We start from the raw sequence: 17,175 nt of genomic DNA, 5'->3' as shown, positions 1-17,175 counted from the left end.
ATTTGTTTCTAATGTCAAACTAATTTTCACTAGGGAAAGTTTTATGTAATAATAATCCAGCCCAGCCTCGTGCGCTGCGTTTCCTGAACACAACAAAAAACAGCGGCAGCCATGGACGAGAATATTGTCCTGGACTGCCACTGTTTTATTGTACTATCGTGTCCCGTTTGCTTAATCTTAGCTGGACCCTTACCCTTTTGTAATACGGTTCGCTTTAACATGTTTTAGTTGGGCCACAATAATAACGCTGATGATCACCAGTAGGAACCACGAGCTGATCTTACTGAAGCTAACCACTTGCCAGGCTTGGTACTGGTCAGGATATTTCCAGGCATTAAAAAATGTAGCTATATTTTCGGCTAACCAGATAAAAAAACCTACGATGAAAAAAGCCAGTGTCAAGGGCATTCGATAAGTAACGGTCCGTACCCGATAGATGATCCAAGTTTTCCAAAAAACAATGAGCACAAGCGCCGTCAGCCACCAGCGAAAATCGGGAATAAAATGATGTGTGAAAAAGTTCAGATAGATGGCTCCTCCCAGTAATCCCGCAGAAGTAAGCCCCGGCCAGCCGGTCATGTCCATCTTCAGTCTACGCCATACCTGGCACATAAAACTTGCAACACTTGCATACATAAAACCGCTATAGAGCGGTACACCGAATATTTTCGTAAGCCCGGGCTCCGGGTATGACCATGATCCCATACTCACCTTATATATTTCCAGCAACAGTCCAATACAGTGAAATATACAGATCACTTTAATCTCATCCCATGTCTCTAATCCACTGCGGTACATGAGGTACTGCACAGTAAGCAATATGAAAAGAATGGCATCATAACGGTAAACGAAAGGCACATCTATTGCACCGGAAAGAGCTAAGGTCCCAAAGATCGCAATCGGAAAAATGCAGCTCATCGCCTGATGATAGCCAAAATGCAAAAGTTGTGTTATTGGTTTCAATAATGTTATCTCCTCGCCGGGCAGCTTTTAGCCTTTCTTAATTAATGAAGTATTACCGTTTTGAATTTAACATATAATTTATCGTTTTACAATATATTTTGATTGTTTTATGATAGAATAAACCTTCCTGAACCTATTATATGTTCTTACTTAATCCATATTTCCTTGTAGTCGATTTTGCCCCAGGCATTCATCTCGATCCCATGCAGCGATTTCTCATGCCCGACTGTCTGCACACTATGATACATAAAAAGCACACTGCACTGCCGCTTCAGCTCCGCCTCGATCCCGCTCAAAATCTGCATTCTCTGCTCCGGATCGGCAGTTTCCAGAGCATCCCGGATTCGTCCATCGACTTTTGCCAACGTGGCAGCATCTAAATGGTTGCGGATATAACCGTTAGGAGACCGGTACATCTCAATTAAAGCAATCGAGGGCTGCCCGCCCAGCACTTCACCAACGAAGATCATATCTGCCTGCACAATCACCCCAGCTTGCGACAGCTCCAGAATAGGCAGCACATTTATTTCCACCTTAACGCCCAGCTTGCCGCACTCCTGCCGGATCCAGCGCACATCCTCTTCATTGCTGAAATACTCATAGGTGTACAGCTGCAAGACTTCACCGGCATAAGTAGAGGCTCGCAGCAGAGCTTTGGCTTCATCCAAATCAGAGCCATATGCGGGGTCATTCCACCCGGGATCAAAGCCTGAAGAAGTCACGGCTCTTTTCCCCTGCAGCTCCCGAATCATTTGCTTCCGGTCCAGCGCAAGATGAATCGCCTCCCGTAATCGCCTGTCTTGCACTACTCCGTCTTTGGACAAATTGAACGTTAGCAATGTACTGCCGAGCTCATATTGGTTCAATGTCCGGTCAGAATCCCCCTTGCTAAGCGCTTCAAAATACAGCAGCTGTGTTTGATCCGAAGACCGCTCCCTGCTCCGCAGCTGTTCTTCGTAATTAGGCCACACCCACATTTCAATCCGGTCCAAGAAAGGCCGTCCATTAAAATAACGTTCATTGGCCTCCAGCACCAGGATGGATTCATTATTCTCCGTCATTTGAAATGGGCCGGTGCCCACTGGCAGCCTGGCGAAGTCATGTCTAGCAGCTATCTGCTCCAAATCATTCGGAATGATTGAAAATCTTTCGGTGGCTATAAAATGCGCAAACAGCGCATTCGGCTCAGCCAGCTGGAAACAAACACTATACGTACTCTTCATCTCCACCTGCAGCACACTTTGTGCCAGAAAATCGCCGGCACTCCAGTTCCTGATACGCTCGAAAGTAAAGCGCACATCCTCCGCCGTCAGCCTTTTACCATGATGGAACATCACGCCCTTGCGCAAATAAAAGGTCCAGCGGCTTTTCGTTTCGTCACACTCCCAGTGATGGGCAAGTCCAGGCTTCAGCGTCTGCTGCTGCGGATCGTATTCCACCAATGTATCAAACAACTGGCGGATCATATGCGCCTCCGTTCTCCGGACAACTGTCAGCGGATCAAGATCAGGCACGGGCCTGTAAAAGGGAAACCGCAGCACATCCTCATCACTCCGCTGTTTATGCATGCCAAACTGGTCACCAAGCCAGCTGTGGAACTGCGTATGCAGAGATTCGTCACTACTGGCCTGCAGACATTCGAAGGCTTCACGAATCCGGCCTTGCTGCGCCCGTCTGCGCGCTTTTTCCAGAATCAGCTCTTCTTTGTCCCGGAGAAGTACAAGCTGTGAAGTATTCCCCCTGCCCAGTCCCGATTTCCAGTCAATATAACCATGCTCCTTCAGCTTCTGGACGAGAAATTGCGTATTGCGGCGCGTGCAGTCAAAGATAACCGACAGCTCATCCATCGACACGGGAAACCAGGCTTTATCCGGCTTTAACTCATATTGTTTATGCAGCGTTAAGTAATGATCTTCAATATCCATCATCGTCACTCCTCTAAAAGGCGAAATCAATAAATTAACTTTTCTATTTTACTACCACTTTTGTAAAAGTATAATTTGAGTCATTCCAGCCGTAAAGAGGAGCGTGTATGAACTAATGTCATCCAACATAACGCAAGCGCAGCCGGTGCTATCCATTTGGCGCAGTCCGGCTTTTATGATTCTATTAGGGACAGGTGCGATCATGGCGTTGGGGAACAAGATCTATGAGCTTGCCCTCCCGCTCATCTTGTATGATCTCACGAAGTCCTCCGTGGTTATGTCGACGATGAGGGGCATTGAATTCCTGCCGAATTTGCTGCTCGCGATGTTCATTGGCGTACTGGTAGACAGGGTACATAAGAAAAGGTGGTCTTTAACGGCTATTCTGCTGCAGATCGTAATTCTCGCGGGGTTGTACGCGGCTATCGAAATGGGGAGTCATTCTCTTTGGCTGTTGTACATTGCGGGTTTTCTGCTGATGACCTTTGGGTATGCCTATTCTAACGCCCGGGTTGCCATGGTGAAGCAATCGCTTCCCAAGTCTATGCTCACCCCGGCAAATGCATCCTACAATTTCGTGACGACCTTTGTCGGGATCGCCGGACCCGTATTAAGCGGCTTGTTGCTCATCCTACCCAATCTCCATGTATCTCTGCTGATTACGGCGGTTGCATTCACCTTGGCCTTCATTACACTTTCCTGTATTCGAACCCATGAAGAGACCGCATCGCCTTCTTCGAAGCGAGACGGCTTCTGGAAAGAGCTGCATGCAGGCTGGATTGAATTACGCACGAACCAGTTATTATGGACGATGACGATCGCCGTTATTTTTCTGAACAGCACGTCAGGGATGGTGGATACGACAATTATTTTTTTCGCAAAAGATGAACTGAAGCTCGGGAACGCGCTACTTGGCCTCGTTTTCTCGGCTGCTGGAATCGGAGGACTGGCAGGAAGCCTGCTGATCGGTAAATTGCGGGGTTATTTCACAGTTGGACAGCTGATTACGTTATCCAGTTTATGCGTCGGGTTGACGAGTATCATCTTTTATTGGTCGCACTCTGCTTATGTACTTGCCTTCGGTCTGTTTCTATACGGTTTGTTTGAGACGATAAGCACGGTAAGCATCTGGACGTTCCGCCAGGAGACGACACCTTATCAGCTAATTGGCCGGGTCAGCGGAATTACGGGATCAATCTTCAAGCTGGGGATGCCCTTCGCCATTATGGCGTCGGGCTGGATCTCTGAGCTGTCGGGGCCGCGCACGGTGTTCCTGATTACGCTAAGCATAAATATGCTTATATTCGCAGGTTGTCTGTTTAGTCCATTATGGAAACATCGCGGGGCGATAAAGGGATAAATCAGCATCATTTCACGCTAAAAACAATTTCAGTACCTGTCTCTTTGTTCTTGAATGGTCCGATGTATTCCTTAAATGCAAGGTCTATCCCTGATAAATCGTCAGGCAGCGGAGGGGAGACCACATAATTATAAGCGGCATGCCCCGTTGAGCTACCGCCATCTGACATTCGGCAGTCATAAGCTTCACCCAGATCAAGTTCAAAATGTTTGTGATGTTTATAGGAATGTCTGATCAGATCATCTACCGTAACATCCCAATCTATATTGAATGTAATTACGCTGGCATTGCTGTATTGCCGCAAGGAAGTCAGTGTATAGAAATATTCACCCTGCTCAATGGATTGAAGCACAGGAATATGTTGTCTGAATCCGGAAGGCTCAATCAAGGGTTTAAAATGCTCTTCACTTAACAAGGTTCCGAATACTGATTTTAACAAATCCTCGTAGAGTTCGAAATCCGCCGCCCATTTAGAGATTTGCTCTAAGGGAGGAAAGCCCGGATTATTGCCGGAGATATCTTTCCGCTGCTTGATTAGGGCACAGATTTTCTCGTCGATATCCATGATCCGTGCATCATAATGTTCGGTTGGACGTTCAAAGGGCATCCGTTTCATCGTTAACCTCCTTTAATAGAACAAACACTGACACCGATTCAAAATACAGCAGCCGTTTCTCATCCTCGTAAATATCGGGAGGAAGCGACAAATACTCTTCAGTAAGCAGATCCGCTTCGCTAAGGGCATCGGACCGCCATAACGTCAGACCAAGCTGCGGAAAAGTATAGGTGCATCCGGTTTCCGCAGGATTCCGTTCATAGGGAGATAATTGATCCAGAATAATTATCAGCTTCTCAGCCATGGTAGCAAATAGATCAATCCCGGCAAAACTGCAGGTCCACTCTTCCCCAGAATTGGCGATTTCGATGAATACCGCCGATCCGGCACCGTTATATTCTACTTTATAAAATAACGGAAATTCCGCTGCGGCTTTCGCGATCTCTGCTTCGGTCATTCCAAGCCGCAGCGGGCCAATGGATTGTCCGGGCAGAACAGGGATTATCCGGGGACCGGACTCCATTAAACCTGCACTCTGCGTGTAAGGAAGTTCTGCACGCTCTGCTTCTTCAGCATCACTAATAAACGGTATAACAGATTCCTGTGGCTCTGGAGCAGACAATCCGTATTTGTCCATCAGGCGAAGTTTATCCTTGCTGCTAATCTCTACCTCGCAGGTTTGATTGCTTTGTTCCAGCGTTATGTATTCTCCGGCTTCTCTGAAGCTGCTTAGGTAACCTGATCCTACCGCTGCGCATAATGCCGAACCCACTGCCGCTTCTTCCTGTGAGCTACTCAGACTAAAAGGAAGCCTGAACGCCGACCGGACTTTGGCACATAATACTGTGTTGGCACGCAGTGCGTTACCAGAGCCGACTATATAATCGTAGGTTCTGCCGGTTTTCATCCCAAGAGCCGTGTAGAATACGTGCAACTCATCAACCATCCCCTCCAGAAAGGCATGGGCAAGTTTGCCGGGAGTGAAATTGTCCAGCGAAATGCCTTCTATGCTGCCGCGCGTACTAGGGTTTGATCGGGTTCCAAGGAACTGTGAGTGTACCGTTAACCCCTGGCTACCCGCCGGATTATCCTTTAACAGCCGATCCATTATACTGTATACTTCTTCCGCTGCTTCTCCGGTATAAGCTTCGATGATTTGCCGGAAAAAATGCTCCAAAAGAGCGTAGGATTTGCCTCCGCTGAGTGCAGCACCTACCATGAGCACACCACCGCCGGGATAAGGCCGCATTTCCATTCCGTCTACTTGCTCCATACCCTCCGGCAGCAGCACCGACAGTTGGCTACCTGTACCGATGTTCAGCAGCAGCGACTGGTCAGGAGCCGGTACACTTCCCAGAAAGCTTGCCTGATTATCTCCTAGCGAGGTGTATACAGGAATTCCGTGAGATGTGAGTCCTACTACCGTTCCTGAGGGTACAACCTGTGGCAGCATCTTCGAAACAATTCCTGCCTCAGCAAGGGCTGTCCGGTCAAAATCATTTAGAAGGAAGCTGTAGCAGCCAATCGCAGCAGCTTGTGTTGCGTCGATTCTTGGCACATCGCACCCTGCTAACCTTAATGCCACATAATCGGCAATCGTACAGAAGCTGGAGGCATCATTCGGAACAAGATCATGCAGCAGGTTATAATAGTGTGTTGCCAGCCCGTAGCCTGGAGTGACCGGGTAGCCGGTCGATTCACTCAGCTTCTGCGCATAAGAAAGCGAAGCATCGTAAGGAAGACCCCCTCTGCCATCTTGCCAAGTATAAAGCGGACTGACATGTTGCCCATTTCTATTTATATATAGGATACCGTGCATTTGTCCGGTCAGGCCTATCCCGGACACATCCGGTTCCCATGATACCAGTTGCTCCAGAATATCTTCCACTTGCAGGAGAATTCTTTCAGGGTCCTGCAGCCTTTCCCACTCCGCTGAGCCAGTAGGGGTATTTCCTCCCTCATCCGAAATGGTATGAAGCACTGTTCGCTGCTCCAGATCATACACCAATCCGGAAATTGAAGTCGTTCCGATATCCAGCCCGATATACTTCACAATCGCTCTCTTCCTTCCCTGTAAACTACCATAATTATTTCCAGAATAACATAAAGCAGATAACATGCAAATAAACCTAAGGAAGTGATCCACAGGTACAGCACAGTGATTCTGCATAAACTGGATACCTTTAAAAGATACTAGCGTTTGGAAGATATTCGCGACATTGGAGGAATTCAGATGAGACTTCAGGACAAAGTAGCTGTGGTTACGGGGGCAGCTTCAGGAATGGGTAAGGCAATCGCTTTGCTTTATGCAAAAGAAGGTGCCAAGGTCGTAGTTTCAGATATTCACGAAGAAGCTTCTAAAGGCACCGTAGACGAAATCAAGTCAGCCGGAGGCCAGGCTATTGCAGTAAAGGCGAATGTAGCGTCCGAAGCAGACATTCAGAATTTGATAGATACTACAGTGAATACCTATGGCACATTGGATATTCTGGTGAACAATGCCGGAATTATGGATAATTTCGAACCTGCCGGGGATATTGAAGATGACAAATGGGACCGTGTCTTCGCAATCAATACGAACTCCGTAATGCTCTCAACGCGCAAAGCTCTCCCCATCTTTCTTGATAAACAAAAAGGGGTAATTATCAACGTCGCCTCGGCCGGAGGATTAAACGGTGCCCGGGCCGGTGCTACCTATACCGCTTCTAAACATGCCGTTGTGGGTTTCAGCAAGAATACCGGCTTCATGTACGCTCAGCAGGGAATCCGCTGCAATGCTATTGCACCGGGCGCAGTTGAGACTAATATTGGTTCTTCAATGACAAACATTAGTCAATTTGGTATGGGGCGTACCCAGCCAGGACTGGCCCTGAACCCGCGGGTCGGCAAACCGGAAGAAATTGCTCAAGTAGCGCTGTTCCTTGCTTCCGAAGAATCCAGTTTCGTGAACGGAACCGTCATCGTAGCAGATGGCGGCTGGACGGCTTATTAAACATCGCGAATGAACATGCCAAAAACCCACCTATGCTGAAATGCTGAGACAGGTGGGTTTTTGGCATGCAGATGATATTTCACTCCATCTCACTTAGCATCCGCTCGAAGATTTCGATCTTCTTGTTAACGTAAGACGGGATTTTTATAGGAAAATGAACTTCTTAGACTTCATTTAGGGAGTATTCTCTTTCTACTTTACAGATTCTCGTGATGTAATTTTCGTACCAATCCGTTTTCCCTTTTTCCTGTGCTAATCCATGCGCTTCGTTTGCTTTCCAATTTTTAATGGCCTCCAAGGATTCCCAGTAAGAGATCGTTACCCCAAAACCAAGCGAATCCCGGACACTTTCCACACCCAAAAAACCTGGTTGTTTGGACACCAATGTTACCATATTCTCTGCCATGCTATCGTATCCATGATCTCCTTCGGTACGTTGACTCGAGAAGATAACCGCGTAATAAGGCGGTTGTGGTGTTTTAGCAAAATTACTCATTATCTTCATCTCCTTCTCTTACGCTACTTAAGTAGGCCTTCTATCATGCTTCCAGCCTTTTCCCGTTGTTTTGCCGACGGATGCCATCAGAACAGAGAGATGACTGCTCCCGTCGATGCCCAGATATTCGTTCATGTTATTGTCGAACCAGTGGCCTATGGTGGCTACCCCCAGCCCCAACCCGTTCCCGACAGTATGAAGATTCTGTGAGACATGACCTGCATCCCACCATATGTACCGATATGCCCGTTCGTTGTACTTGTCTTCCGTGCGTCCAACCACTGCAGTCCAAACAAAGTTAACGGCCGCCCGGCGGGTCATCTCCTGCTCCTCCGTAAACAGATAGGCAACCTGCGCTACGTCCTCCAGTTTTAACCCTTCCAAGGTCCATCGCTCCACATCCAGGTGATACAGTCCTTTTTCCAATCCTACCACGTTATTCACCAGCAGATAAGTTTCAATCGGATAAAGTGCTCCTGCGGAAGGCGTTGTCCGAAGTTGATACCCCTCCATATTTGCAGTGATTCCCTGTGTTCCCCAGAGCAATAGGTTTAATTCGTTCAATGAAAGTGGCACATTGGTGAAATTACGCTTGGTACGGCGGTTGTTCAGCAGTTCCCACAGGGCTGGAGCTTCCGGAAAGTCCGGATTTCCCAATGGGATATGCACAATAGCGTCTTCATACCGCAAATACGTAGGCGGAGCTTTAGAAAAGTCGTACTTTGCCGCCCAACCTTTTTCCAAATCGCCGACAGCGTAAGAGGTTGCCTGGATAAAATCATTACAGATGCTCTTCCACTCAGGATGCATAAAATATTCCTCCCTTTTTACAGTTGATTCACTGCTCACAAGGTAGAGTATACGACGCAGTATACCATTAGTGAAATTATGCTTTATTATATAGTTAATAAGTAATTACTAATGTCTAAGGAGGAAACATGACACTTACGCAGCTACAAGTTCTAATTGCAGTATCGGAGCACAAAAATTTTACCAGAGCGGCAGATGCATTGGGGTTTACGCAGTCGGCGGTATCGCAAATGATCAACAGTCTGGAGAAGGAATTGGGAATCTTGTTGTTTCACCGCAACCGGCGCGGCATCTCCACGAGCTACATCGGTGAACGGATGATTCAGCATGCCCGGGAAATTTTGCGTATTACATCATGCATGAGAGAGGAATCCTCTGCTTCCTTGGGATTGGAAGCGGGAACACTTCGTATCGGAGTCATTCCCAGTGTATCCGCTAAGGTGCTTCCCGGCTTAATCGGTTCGTTCCGGGAGCTGTTTCCTCAGATTGATATTGTCTTGTTTGAGGGGAGCTACGAAGAGATTCACAGCTGGATCTCCGGCTCCGTAATAGATGTCGGCTTTACCACCACGCCTGACAAAGAGCTACATACGTTTCCGTTGCTTCAGGATCAAATGAAGGTGTTTGTTTCAAACGATAGTCCGCTGAAAGACGAACCGTTTCTCACTTTCGACCAACTGAGGGGCAAATGCTTTATTATGGTTAAAGACTATGGCATCCAAAAACTGTTACAGGAGCATGGCAATGTACCGAACATCACCTTCGAGGTGAGGGATCCGGCCACAATCCTCTCCATGGTGCAGGAAAGGGTCGGGGTCACCATCCTGCCCGAACTGTTCATGCCGGAGGTATTGCCAAAAGTGACGGCTGTTCCCCTTCGACCAGCCATAACTCGCGAGGTCGTACTTGCCGTACGTGACTTTCAGTACGTTTCTCCGGTGGCCGCAGAGTTTATTGTACACAGTCAAAATTATATGAAGAAAGTGGAAACAGCTGGACTCTGAGAGATTGAGCCTGCCTGGCATCATAAGGAATACACTTTACATAAATTCCAGGAGTACATCGCCGGCAAAGGGACCCAGTTCTTATCCCGAGGAGGATAATAACCGGGCCCCTTACAACAGAAAAACCGCGCAGAGCGCGGATTCTTAAAGGACTATGTTCTTGTCATCTGACAAATTTATTGCCGCGCATCTCTCACTCTGATATTGCTTCCGAATAAAGTGGAATCGCTTGTCAGCTTGTAGGATGGATAATGTTCGTCGGCTTCCAGAGTCATCACCTCATCAAATAATGATTCCTGCTGGCGGTCGCAGAGAAAGACGAAGGGTTGCTGCTGGAAGACGATATCCGTTGTATTAGGTTCATTTACGATCAACAAAACCAAAACACCGTTGCAGCCGCAATCTTCCGTGTCATAGAATAATTTGAAGGATCCGGGTTTATCATTAAGACTTTCTTCAAGTCGTCCGGAAGTTAAGGGATCCAGTTGAATTTGCATATCCTCCACTCTCCTTTAGAGCAGGTTGCTCCTAAATAGATTATGGAATAAGTATAGATTTTATATTCAACCGGGGCCTGTGACTGCACTCACTTACATCTTGACAGTTCCTAAAAATTATAATCCATGCGATTATCCAATTTGCGAACGTGCGGCATTCTCCAGAGCCAGCAGCTGTTCCCTCACTTTCACCGCTTCACCGATGATAATAAGTGCCGGATTGCTGATCTTCATAACCGTGGCCAGCTTGTCGATGTTGCCAAGCGTACCGGTCACCGTCCGCTCACGGGCTGTAGTCCCATTCTCGATCAGCGCTACAGGAGTTGCAGCATCCTTCCCATGCTTCAGCAGCTGTTCGCGGATCCCGCTCAATTGGCTCACCCCCATGTAAATGACAAGGGTATCCACGCTGTGAGCAAGCGCATCCCAGCGGACAGGAGCAGCATGATCGTGGCAGCGGCTGCCGGTTACGATGGCAAATGAGGCGGCGAGGCCGCGATGAGTCAAAGGAATTCCAGCGGAAGCCGCTGCACCGATGGCCGAAGTAATGCCGGGAATGACCTCGTAGAGAATTCCCGCAGCAGCAGAGGCAAGCGCTTCTTCCCCGCCCCGTCCGAAGACGAAGGGATCGCCGCCCTTTAAGCGGACGACATGGCTGCCGGCGGAAGCGTGTTTAATCATCAGCCTTTCAATGCCATCCTGCGGCATAGAATGCTGGCCCGGCGCTTTGCCGCAATAGATGCGCATTGCCTCCTTCCTGCCATAAGCGAGCAATTCTTCATTCACCAGCCGGTCATAGAGAATAACATCCGCAGTCTGAATGCGCCGCAGCGCTTTGACCGTAATCAGCTCCGGGTCCCCCGGTCCTGCTCCAACAATACTTATGCTTCCCTGTTTCATAGGCCTTTCTCCAATGCTGCCGTGCTTGAGATAACAGCATCTCCCCGTCCGGACGGCTGATCCCCAGCGGAAGAAGCTCCGGACTTAAAGCTTTTTTGCGAAAGATAGAACAGCAGGCCAGTAAACAGCACCCCGCCGAGAAAATTCCCGAGCAGAACGGGGATACCATTCCAGATCCACCAGTCTCCAAAGCTGACTTTTGCCCCTAGCAGCATTCCGGCAGGAATCACGAACATATTGACCACCGTGTGCTCAAAGCCTTGACCGAAGAACGTTAGGATCGGCAGCCACATCGCCAGTATTTTTCCGGCTGTGGATTTAGAGGTCATTGCCATCACTGCCCCGAGCGTAACCATCCAGTTGCAGAGCATCGCCTTGATAAAGGCGAGCGTCATCCCTTCTGCCCCCATACTCTTATAGGCTGATGTTTTACCTTCACTTGTTGTGATCAACGTCTGAATTAGCGGATTTGACATATCGGTCCCCATTTTTGTAATAGTGAGGCCATATAATGCCGCATATACTGCACAGCCAATTAAGTGACCGATAATTACCCAGAAGAAATTGTTCAGCATCCGGCCGGGAGACGTCTTTTTCTCCAGCACCGCCAGCGGAATCAAAGCAAAGCTGCCGGTAACGAGCTCCAGTCCAAGCAGAATAATCATTACAAAGCCGACAGGGAATAAAAGTGCTCCGATCATAGGTATCTTGGTTTGGGCTGTTGCTGTAAAAGCTAAGGTAGTCGCACACGCCAGTATCGCTCCGCCGAGGCTGCCGCGTACAATAAGCTGCATGATGCTCAGCTCTGCTTTGGCCTTGCCGGCTTCGATCATTGCGGACAACACTTCACTAGGCTTCACGTAATCCATGATTATTCCCCCTGTAATCATTATTTGTACTAGATGGTCAGATAGATGTGCCCGCTGCTGTGGTCTACCTCCACCTCATAGGTTGTCACATGACCGGAATCGGGTGCCTGTACAGCACCGCTATGAAGGTCAATCCGCCAGTCGTGGAGCGGACAGTGCACCTTTGAACCGCAGACCATACCTTCCGATAAGACGCCGCCTTTGTGCGGGCATTTATTCTCAACAGCCAGCACCTCACCACCGGAGAGACGGAACAAGGCTATCTCCTTGTCTCCCACCTTGAACTTGCGCGAGCCTCTGATGTCGATATCCGTCAAATTGCCAACAAGCATTTTGGTCATAGTCATAGCAGTGGCCTCCTTATACCGTCTCGGGTTGTGAGAGTTCTTCGAAATTTTTGCGCAGCTCCGGCTCATTAACAATTTGTTTCCACGGATCGGTGGTGAGACTGAGCGTCTTCTGAATTCTTTCCTGCAGCGCCAGCCGCTCTTCCTTAAGCTCTAAGGCCTGCTTAATGCTGTCCAGACCCACACGTTCGACCCACTGGGCTGTCCGCTCATTCCAGCCGGCATTCTCCCGGTAATATTGCAGAAATGCACTGGCCCATTCCAGCACCTCATCATCGGTTTTCACTACACAGAGGAGATCTGTTGCCCGTACATGCACACCGCCGTTGCCCCCGATATGCAGCTCCCAGCCGCCATCAATGGCGACAACGCCGAAATCCTTAATCGTCGCTTCCGCACAGTTTCGCGGACAGCCGGAGACTGCAAGCTTCACTTTGCCCGGCGTATTCAGCCGTTCGAAAGCTTTCTCTAAGCGAATGCCCATACCAAGGGCATCTTGCGTACCGAACCGGCAGTAGGTGGAGCCGACACAGGTTTTGACCGTCCGGAGTGTCTTGCCGTAGGCATGCCCGGAAGCCATATCCAGCTCTTCCCACATTTTCGGCAGATCCTCCTTCTTGACGCCGAGCAAATCAAGTCTTTGCCCGCCGGTGAACTTCACCAATGGAACCTTGAACTTCGCGGCAACCTCTGCAATCTTGATCAGCTCAGCCGGTGAGGTCACGCCTCCGTAAATTCGCGGCACCACCGAGTACGTGCCATCTTTCTGGATATTGGCATGGTAGCGTTCATTCGTGTACCGGGACTCCTTCTCATCCACATATTCTTCAGGCCAGAGCATCCCCAGATAGTAATTCAATGAAGGACGGCATTTGGCACAGCCCTCTTCATTACTCCAATCCAGTACATTTATGACTTCCTTGACTGTCTTCAGTTCCATCCGCTTGATCTCAGCGACGATTTCGTCGCGTCCAAGTGTAGTGCAGCCGCAGATGCCTTCCTTGACCGTGACCACATGATCACCGGCATAGAGCTGCAGCAGTCCCTCTACCAGCGGTTTGCAGCCGCCGCAAGAGGCGGAAGCTTTCGTGCAGGCTTTGATCTGGCCTACGCTGGTGCAGCCCCCGGATTGAATAGCCTCGGCTATCGCCCCTTTGGACACACCGTTGCAGCCGCAGATGATCTCGTCATCAGCCATGCCCTCGAGCCGGTTTCCTTTGGGCGAGGCAAGGGCATCGCCGGAAATCCCAAGCAGCAGTTCTTTTTCCTTCCCCTTAATATTCTCGCTTTTCTTAATCATGGAGAATAGCTGTGCCCCATCATTCGTATCGCCGAACAAGACGGCACCGATCAGCTTGTCGTCCTGAATGACCAGCTTTTTGTAGACTCCGTCGATCTCATCCTGATAGCGTAAAGCTCTTGACCCCGGCTGCTCCGTGAACTGGCCTGCGGAGAATACATCGACCCCGGATACTTTCAACTTGGTCGAGGTAATAGAGCCTGTGTAACCTTCAGTCGGAACACCCGCCAGTCTCTTGGCGAGCACAGCCCCCTGCTCATATAACGGAGCTACGAGTCCGTAAGCAATACCCCGGTGCTCTGCACATTCTCCGACTGCATAGATTCCGGGAATATTGGTTTCCAGATAATCATTCACAATGATGCCGCGGTTAATCTTAATAGAGCTCTTGCGTGCCAGCTCAATATTCGGCTTGATGCCGACTGCCATCACGATCAGATCGGTTTCGGCTACTTCGCCGTCTGTGAACAGTAGTCCTTTAACTCTTTTTTTACCGAGAATTGCCTCCGACTGCTTCTTGAGCAGGAACTTCATCCCCTGTTCTTCCAGCTCTTTGCGGAGCATCACCGAAGCCGCTTCATCCAGTTGGCGTTCCATAATGTAATCATGGATGTGTACAACCGAAACCTCCATCCCCAGGTGCAGCAGTCCTCTTGCCGCCTCCAGACCAAGCAGTCCTCCGCCGATGACCAGCGCTTTTTTATACTTTTGCGAAGTTTCCTGCATAATCCGGGTGTCCTTAATATCGCGGAATGCGATGACTCCTTCCTTCTCTGCTCCGGGCAGCGGCAACATGAACGGGTTAGAGCCGGTGGCCAGAATCAGCTCATCATAGCGGGCTTCTATCCCTTTATCCGTATATACTTTACGCTCCACAGTATCTATGGAAGTGACAGTGTGGCCCGTATACAGCGTAATATTGAAACTGCGGTACCATTCAAGGTCATTGATAATAATCTCATCCATGCTGGCTCCGCCTGCGAGGACAGAAGATAACATAATCCGGTTATAGTTCGGATGCGGCTCGGAACCAAAAATCGTAATCTCGTAAGCCTCAGGAGCCAATTTGAGCAAATGTTCGATCGCCCGTACCCCCGCCATCCCGTTTCCGACCAGTATCAGTTTTTTGCGTATTGCTGACATATGCCTCTCTCCTCTCCATGTAGACAACAGAAATAGCCCGCTTCACTCCGGCCGGAAACTTACGATTCCAGGTAACAGATGTGAGAGCAGGCGCCATTGCCGCTTCGACCGAATACATCGTTGTATTCGTAGATTTGATGAATTTGTTAAAATGACTATACTACATGAATTCGTAATACGTCAACAATTATGACATATAAATTTTTATATATTTAATTTATCGACAACATCGCTAAATATGTGTTATATAATATAACATTATAACTTATATAAGTATGTTCAAGAGTAGATCTATGACGTCGATCATTACGATGTAAAAGGAGCGGCAAACTATGCATTCCCTGCTCGTCATTCATAATGGTACAACAGAGAACGATACAGAAACGCTCTCGTCCCGGAGCCCGGACGTCATTCTTCGCTCCTGCGGTTATGTGGTCGAGGTAGCTGATACTCCGGAACAGGCCCTGGCCCTGATCAGCGATGCCGATGCCTCCATTCTTCATCTGCCTATCACCGAAATCAATGATTGGAGCACCCCGCTGATCCAGCACAAAATTGCGCCAATGGTCTGGTGGTGCACCTCCCTGACCGCGACATTATCTGTCTCGGCCTGTGAAGACAATATTAGGGTCGACGGGATATTATCCCCCTTCATGCACCCGCAGGAGATTCACTGGATTCTTCATTTCAGCGCCAAGCAGTGCTTCGAACGCCATCAATGGCTGAAGGAGCGGGAACAGCTGCTGTCCCGGATCGAAGAGCGCAAATGGATTGATATGGCTAAAGGCATTCTCTCCAAAGCGAAGAACATCAGTGAATCCGAAGCCTATGACCTTCTTCGCAAGCAGGCGATGAATGAACGCAAGCGTATGGTTGATGTCGCCACGTCGATTGTTAAAGTATATCAGCTGCTGCAGGATCAAACTTAAGGAGAATCCCATATGATCAATATTCTAAAAGAAGTTGCCAGAGGCAAACGAGGTGCCCGGGATTTAAGCTATGATGAAGCTTATTTTGCAGCGGAATCCATTCTGGGCCAGACAGCCTCTCCCGTGCAGATTGGTGCCTTTCTAATTGCGGAGCGCATCAAGCTGGAAAGCATCGAGGAGCTGGAAGCCTTCGTAACGGTCTGCCGCAAGGTTGCCCTCCGTGAGCCGGTTCAGCAGGGCCTGGATTGTGCCGGGCCTTATGACGGCAGAACGAATTCTTTTGTCGCCACCTTCCCTACCGCTTTCTTGCTGTCTGCTGCGGGAGTGCCGGTCACACTGCATGGTTCCCCTTCATTGCCGCCCAAGTGGGGGGTTACGCTGCAGGACATTATTCAAGCCTCCGGTATTGAGATTGCCAGGCTGTCCCGGACAGACGCGATCGAAGCTGCAGAAGAAAGCGGCGTCCTCTTCGCCAAGGCTGAGCAGTGGTGTCCTCCGCTTGGGGCCATCCGCAGCCTCCGGGAAGACATAGGCATGAGAACGATCCTAAATACAGCCGAGAAATTGATCGACTATTCTTGTTCTCCTTACATCGTATTCGGGATCTATCATAATACTGTATTCGACCGGATTTCCAGACTTATCGTGAAGCTCGGCTACCAAAAGGGATTGGTTGTTCAAGGGGTGGAAGGCTCTGAGGATCTCTATATCGACCGCCCGAACCGCGTATACTCCATTGCGAACGGCATAGCGCAGCTGGATATCATTGATCCTGATGCCCTGGGACTTGAAACCGTTGTGCCTGAAATGGACTGGACTCCCCAACGGCAGCTGCTGACGGCTGAAGCAGTACTTCAGGGAGGCGGGCATATGGCCTTCTACAATCAGACGCTGTTGAATGGCGCAGCCCGGCTTCACGTGGCCGGAAAGGTCAATTCCATAGAAGAAGGCGTGTATACTTGCAAGCATTTACTGGACAATGGAGACGCCTGGATGGTCTACAGCAAGTGGAAAAACGCACTGCTCGGCAGTAAAGCTCTCCACTAGAGCTGTAACAAAAAAAGCGCGCAACCGTAACCATACG

General features: G+C 49.1%; 16 protein-coding genes. 5 read left to right on the top strand and 11 right to left on the bottom strand.

What is annotated here, in order from left to right; all coding sequences use genetic code 11:
- Nucleotides 1-189: 189 nt before the first annotated feature.
- Nucleotides 190-963: a DUF817 domain-containing protein gene (locus tag H70357_RS16535; RefSeq protein WP_038591624.1), complete on the bottom strand. Its 774-nt coding sequence runs from the start codon at nucleotides 961-963 to the stop codon at nucleotides 190-192.
- A 146-nt stretch (nucleotides 964-1,109) separates the two neighbouring features.
- A complete protein-coding gene (locus tag H70357_RS16530; protein WP_081965824.1) occupies nucleotides 1,110-2,891 on the bottom strand; it encodes an SgrR family transcriptional regulator in 1,782 nt (593 codons plus the stop codon).
- Nucleotides 2,892-3,003: 112 nt separating this feature from the next.
- On the opposite strand from H70357_RS16530, the gene H70357_RS16525 reads away from it, so the two are divergent.
- The gene (locus H70357_RS16525; RefSeq protein WP_052092068.1) at nucleotides 3,004-4,248 is read left to right on the top strand and encodes an MFS transporter; all 1,245 of its coding nucleotides are present in this window, start codon (nucleotides 3,004-3,006) and stop codon (nucleotides 4,246-4,248) included.
- A gap of 7 nt (nucleotides 4,249-4,255) precedes the next feature.
- On the opposite strand, the gene H70357_RS16520 is transcribed toward H70357_RS16525, so the two are convergent.
- Together H70357_RS16520 and H70357_RS34380 are read right to left on the bottom strand one after the other, a co-directional pair.
- The gene (locus H70357_RS16520) at nucleotides 4,256-4,864 is read right to left on the bottom strand and encodes a hypothetical protein (protein WP_038591621.1); all 609 of its coding nucleotides are present in this window, start codon (nucleotides 4,862-4,864) and stop codon (nucleotides 4,256-4,258) included.
- A complete protein-coding gene (locus tag H70357_RS34380) occupies nucleotides 4,845-6,857 on the bottom strand; it encodes a sedoheptulokinase (protein WP_052092067.1) in 2,013 nt (670 codons plus the stop codon). Before H70357_RS34380 ends, H70357_RS16520 begins: the two co-directional genes overlap by 20 nt.
- Before the next feature lie 180 nt (nucleotides 6,858-7,037).
- On the opposite strand from H70357_RS34380, the gene H70357_RS16510 reads away from it, so the two are divergent.
- Nucleotides 7,038-7,796: an SDR family oxidoreductase gene (locus tag H70357_RS16510; RefSeq protein WP_038591618.1), complete on the top strand. Its 759-nt coding sequence runs from the start codon at nucleotides 7,038-7,040 to the stop codon at nucleotides 7,794-7,796.
- Nucleotides 7,797-7,959: 163 nt separating this feature from the next.
- Here the strand turns inward: H70357_RS16510 and H70357_RS16505 are convergent, their stop codons facing one another.
- The gene (locus H70357_RS16505) at nucleotides 7,960-8,292 is read right to left on the bottom strand and encodes an antibiotic biosynthesis monooxygenase family protein (RefSeq protein WP_038591615.1); all 333 of its coding nucleotides are present in this window, start codon (nucleotides 8,290-8,292) and stop codon (nucleotides 7,960-7,962) included.
- Nucleotides 8,293-8,319: 27 nt separating this feature from the next.
- A complete protein-coding gene (locus tag H70357_RS16500; RefSeq protein ID WP_038591612.1) occupies nucleotides 8,320-9,102 on the bottom strand; it encodes a SagB/ThcOx family dehydrogenase in 783 nt (260 codons plus the stop codon).
- Between the two features lie 128 nt (nucleotides 9,103-9,230).
- On the opposite strand from H70357_RS16500, the gene H70357_RS16495 reads away from it, so the two are divergent.
- Nucleotides 9,231-10,106, top strand: coding sequence for a LysR family transcriptional regulator (locus H70357_RS16495; RefSeq protein WP_038591609.1), 876 nt, complete (start codon nucleotides 9,231-9,233; stop codon nucleotides 10,104-10,106).
- A 176-nt stretch (nucleotides 10,107-10,282) separates the two neighbouring features.
- Here H70357_RS16495 and H70357_RS16490 read toward each other — a convergent pair whose 3' ends face one another.
- The 5 genes from H70357_RS16490 to nirB all read right to left on the bottom strand — a co-directional run bounded on the left by H70357_RS16490 (nucleotide 10,283) and on the right by nirB (nucleotide 15,162).
- A complete protein-coding gene (locus tag H70357_RS16490) occupies nucleotides 10,283-10,603 on the bottom strand; it encodes an iron-sulfur cluster biosynthesis family protein (protein WP_038591606.1) in 321 nt (106 codons plus the stop codon).
- A 132-nt stretch (nucleotides 10,604-10,735) separates the two neighbouring features.
- Nucleotides 10,736-11,503, bottom strand: a complete 768-nt coding sequence (gene cobA / locus H70357_RS16485) for a uroporphyrinogen-III C-methyltransferase (protein ID WP_038591603.1) — start codon at nucleotides 11,501-11,503, stop codon at nucleotides 10,736-10,738.
- A complete protein-coding gene (locus tag H70357_RS16480) occupies nucleotides 11,500-12,372 on the bottom strand; it encodes a formate/nitrite transporter family protein (RefSeq protein ID WP_038591600.1) in 873 nt (290 codons plus the stop codon). The genes cobA and H70357_RS16480 overlap by 4 nt, the downstream gene beginning before the upstream one ends.
- A gap of 29 nt (nucleotides 12,373-12,401) precedes the next feature.
- Nucleotides 12,402-12,713 carry a nitrite reductase small subunit NirD gene (gene nirD / locus H70357_RS16475; protein ID WP_038599708.1) on the bottom strand — a complete coding sequence of 104 codons (312 nt, stop codon included), beginning with the start codon at nucleotides 12,711-12,713 and terminating at the stop codon, nucleotides 12,402-12,404.
- Between the two features lie 19 nt (nucleotides 12,714-12,732).
- Nucleotides 12,733-15,162: a nitrite reductase large subunit NirB gene (nirB, locus tag H70357_RS16470; protein WP_038591597.1), complete on the bottom strand. Its 2,430-nt coding sequence runs from the start codon at nucleotides 15,160-15,162 to the stop codon at nucleotides 12,733-12,735.
- Nucleotides 15,163-15,494: 332 nt separating this feature from the next.
- On the opposite strand from nirB, the gene H70357_RS16465 reads away from it, so the two are divergent.
- Both H70357_RS16465 and H70357_RS16460 read left to right on the top strand, forming a co-directional pair.
- The gene (locus H70357_RS16465; protein ID WP_038591594.1) at nucleotides 15,495-16,091 is read left to right on the top strand and encodes an ANTAR domain-containing response regulator; all 597 of its coding nucleotides are present in this window, start codon (nucleotides 15,495-15,497) and stop codon (nucleotides 16,089-16,091) included.
- Between the two features lie 12 nt (nucleotides 16,092-16,103).
- Nucleotides 16,104-17,138: an anthranilate phosphoribosyltransferase gene (locus H70357_RS16460; protein WP_038591591.1), complete on the top strand. Its 1,035-nt coding sequence runs from the start codon at nucleotides 16,104-16,106 to the stop codon at nucleotides 17,136-17,138.
- Nucleotides 17,139-17,175: the final 37 nt, after the last annotated feature.

It is taken from the genome of Paenibacillus sp. FSL H7-0357, from assembly GCF_000758525.1.
Classification (GTDB): domain Bacteria; phylum Bacillota; class Bacilli; order Paenibacillales; family Paenibacillaceae; genus Paenibacillus_AQ.
The sequence above is the reverse complement of the archived record's forward strand: the minus strand, read 5'-3'. Positions and strand labels throughout refer to the sequence as shown.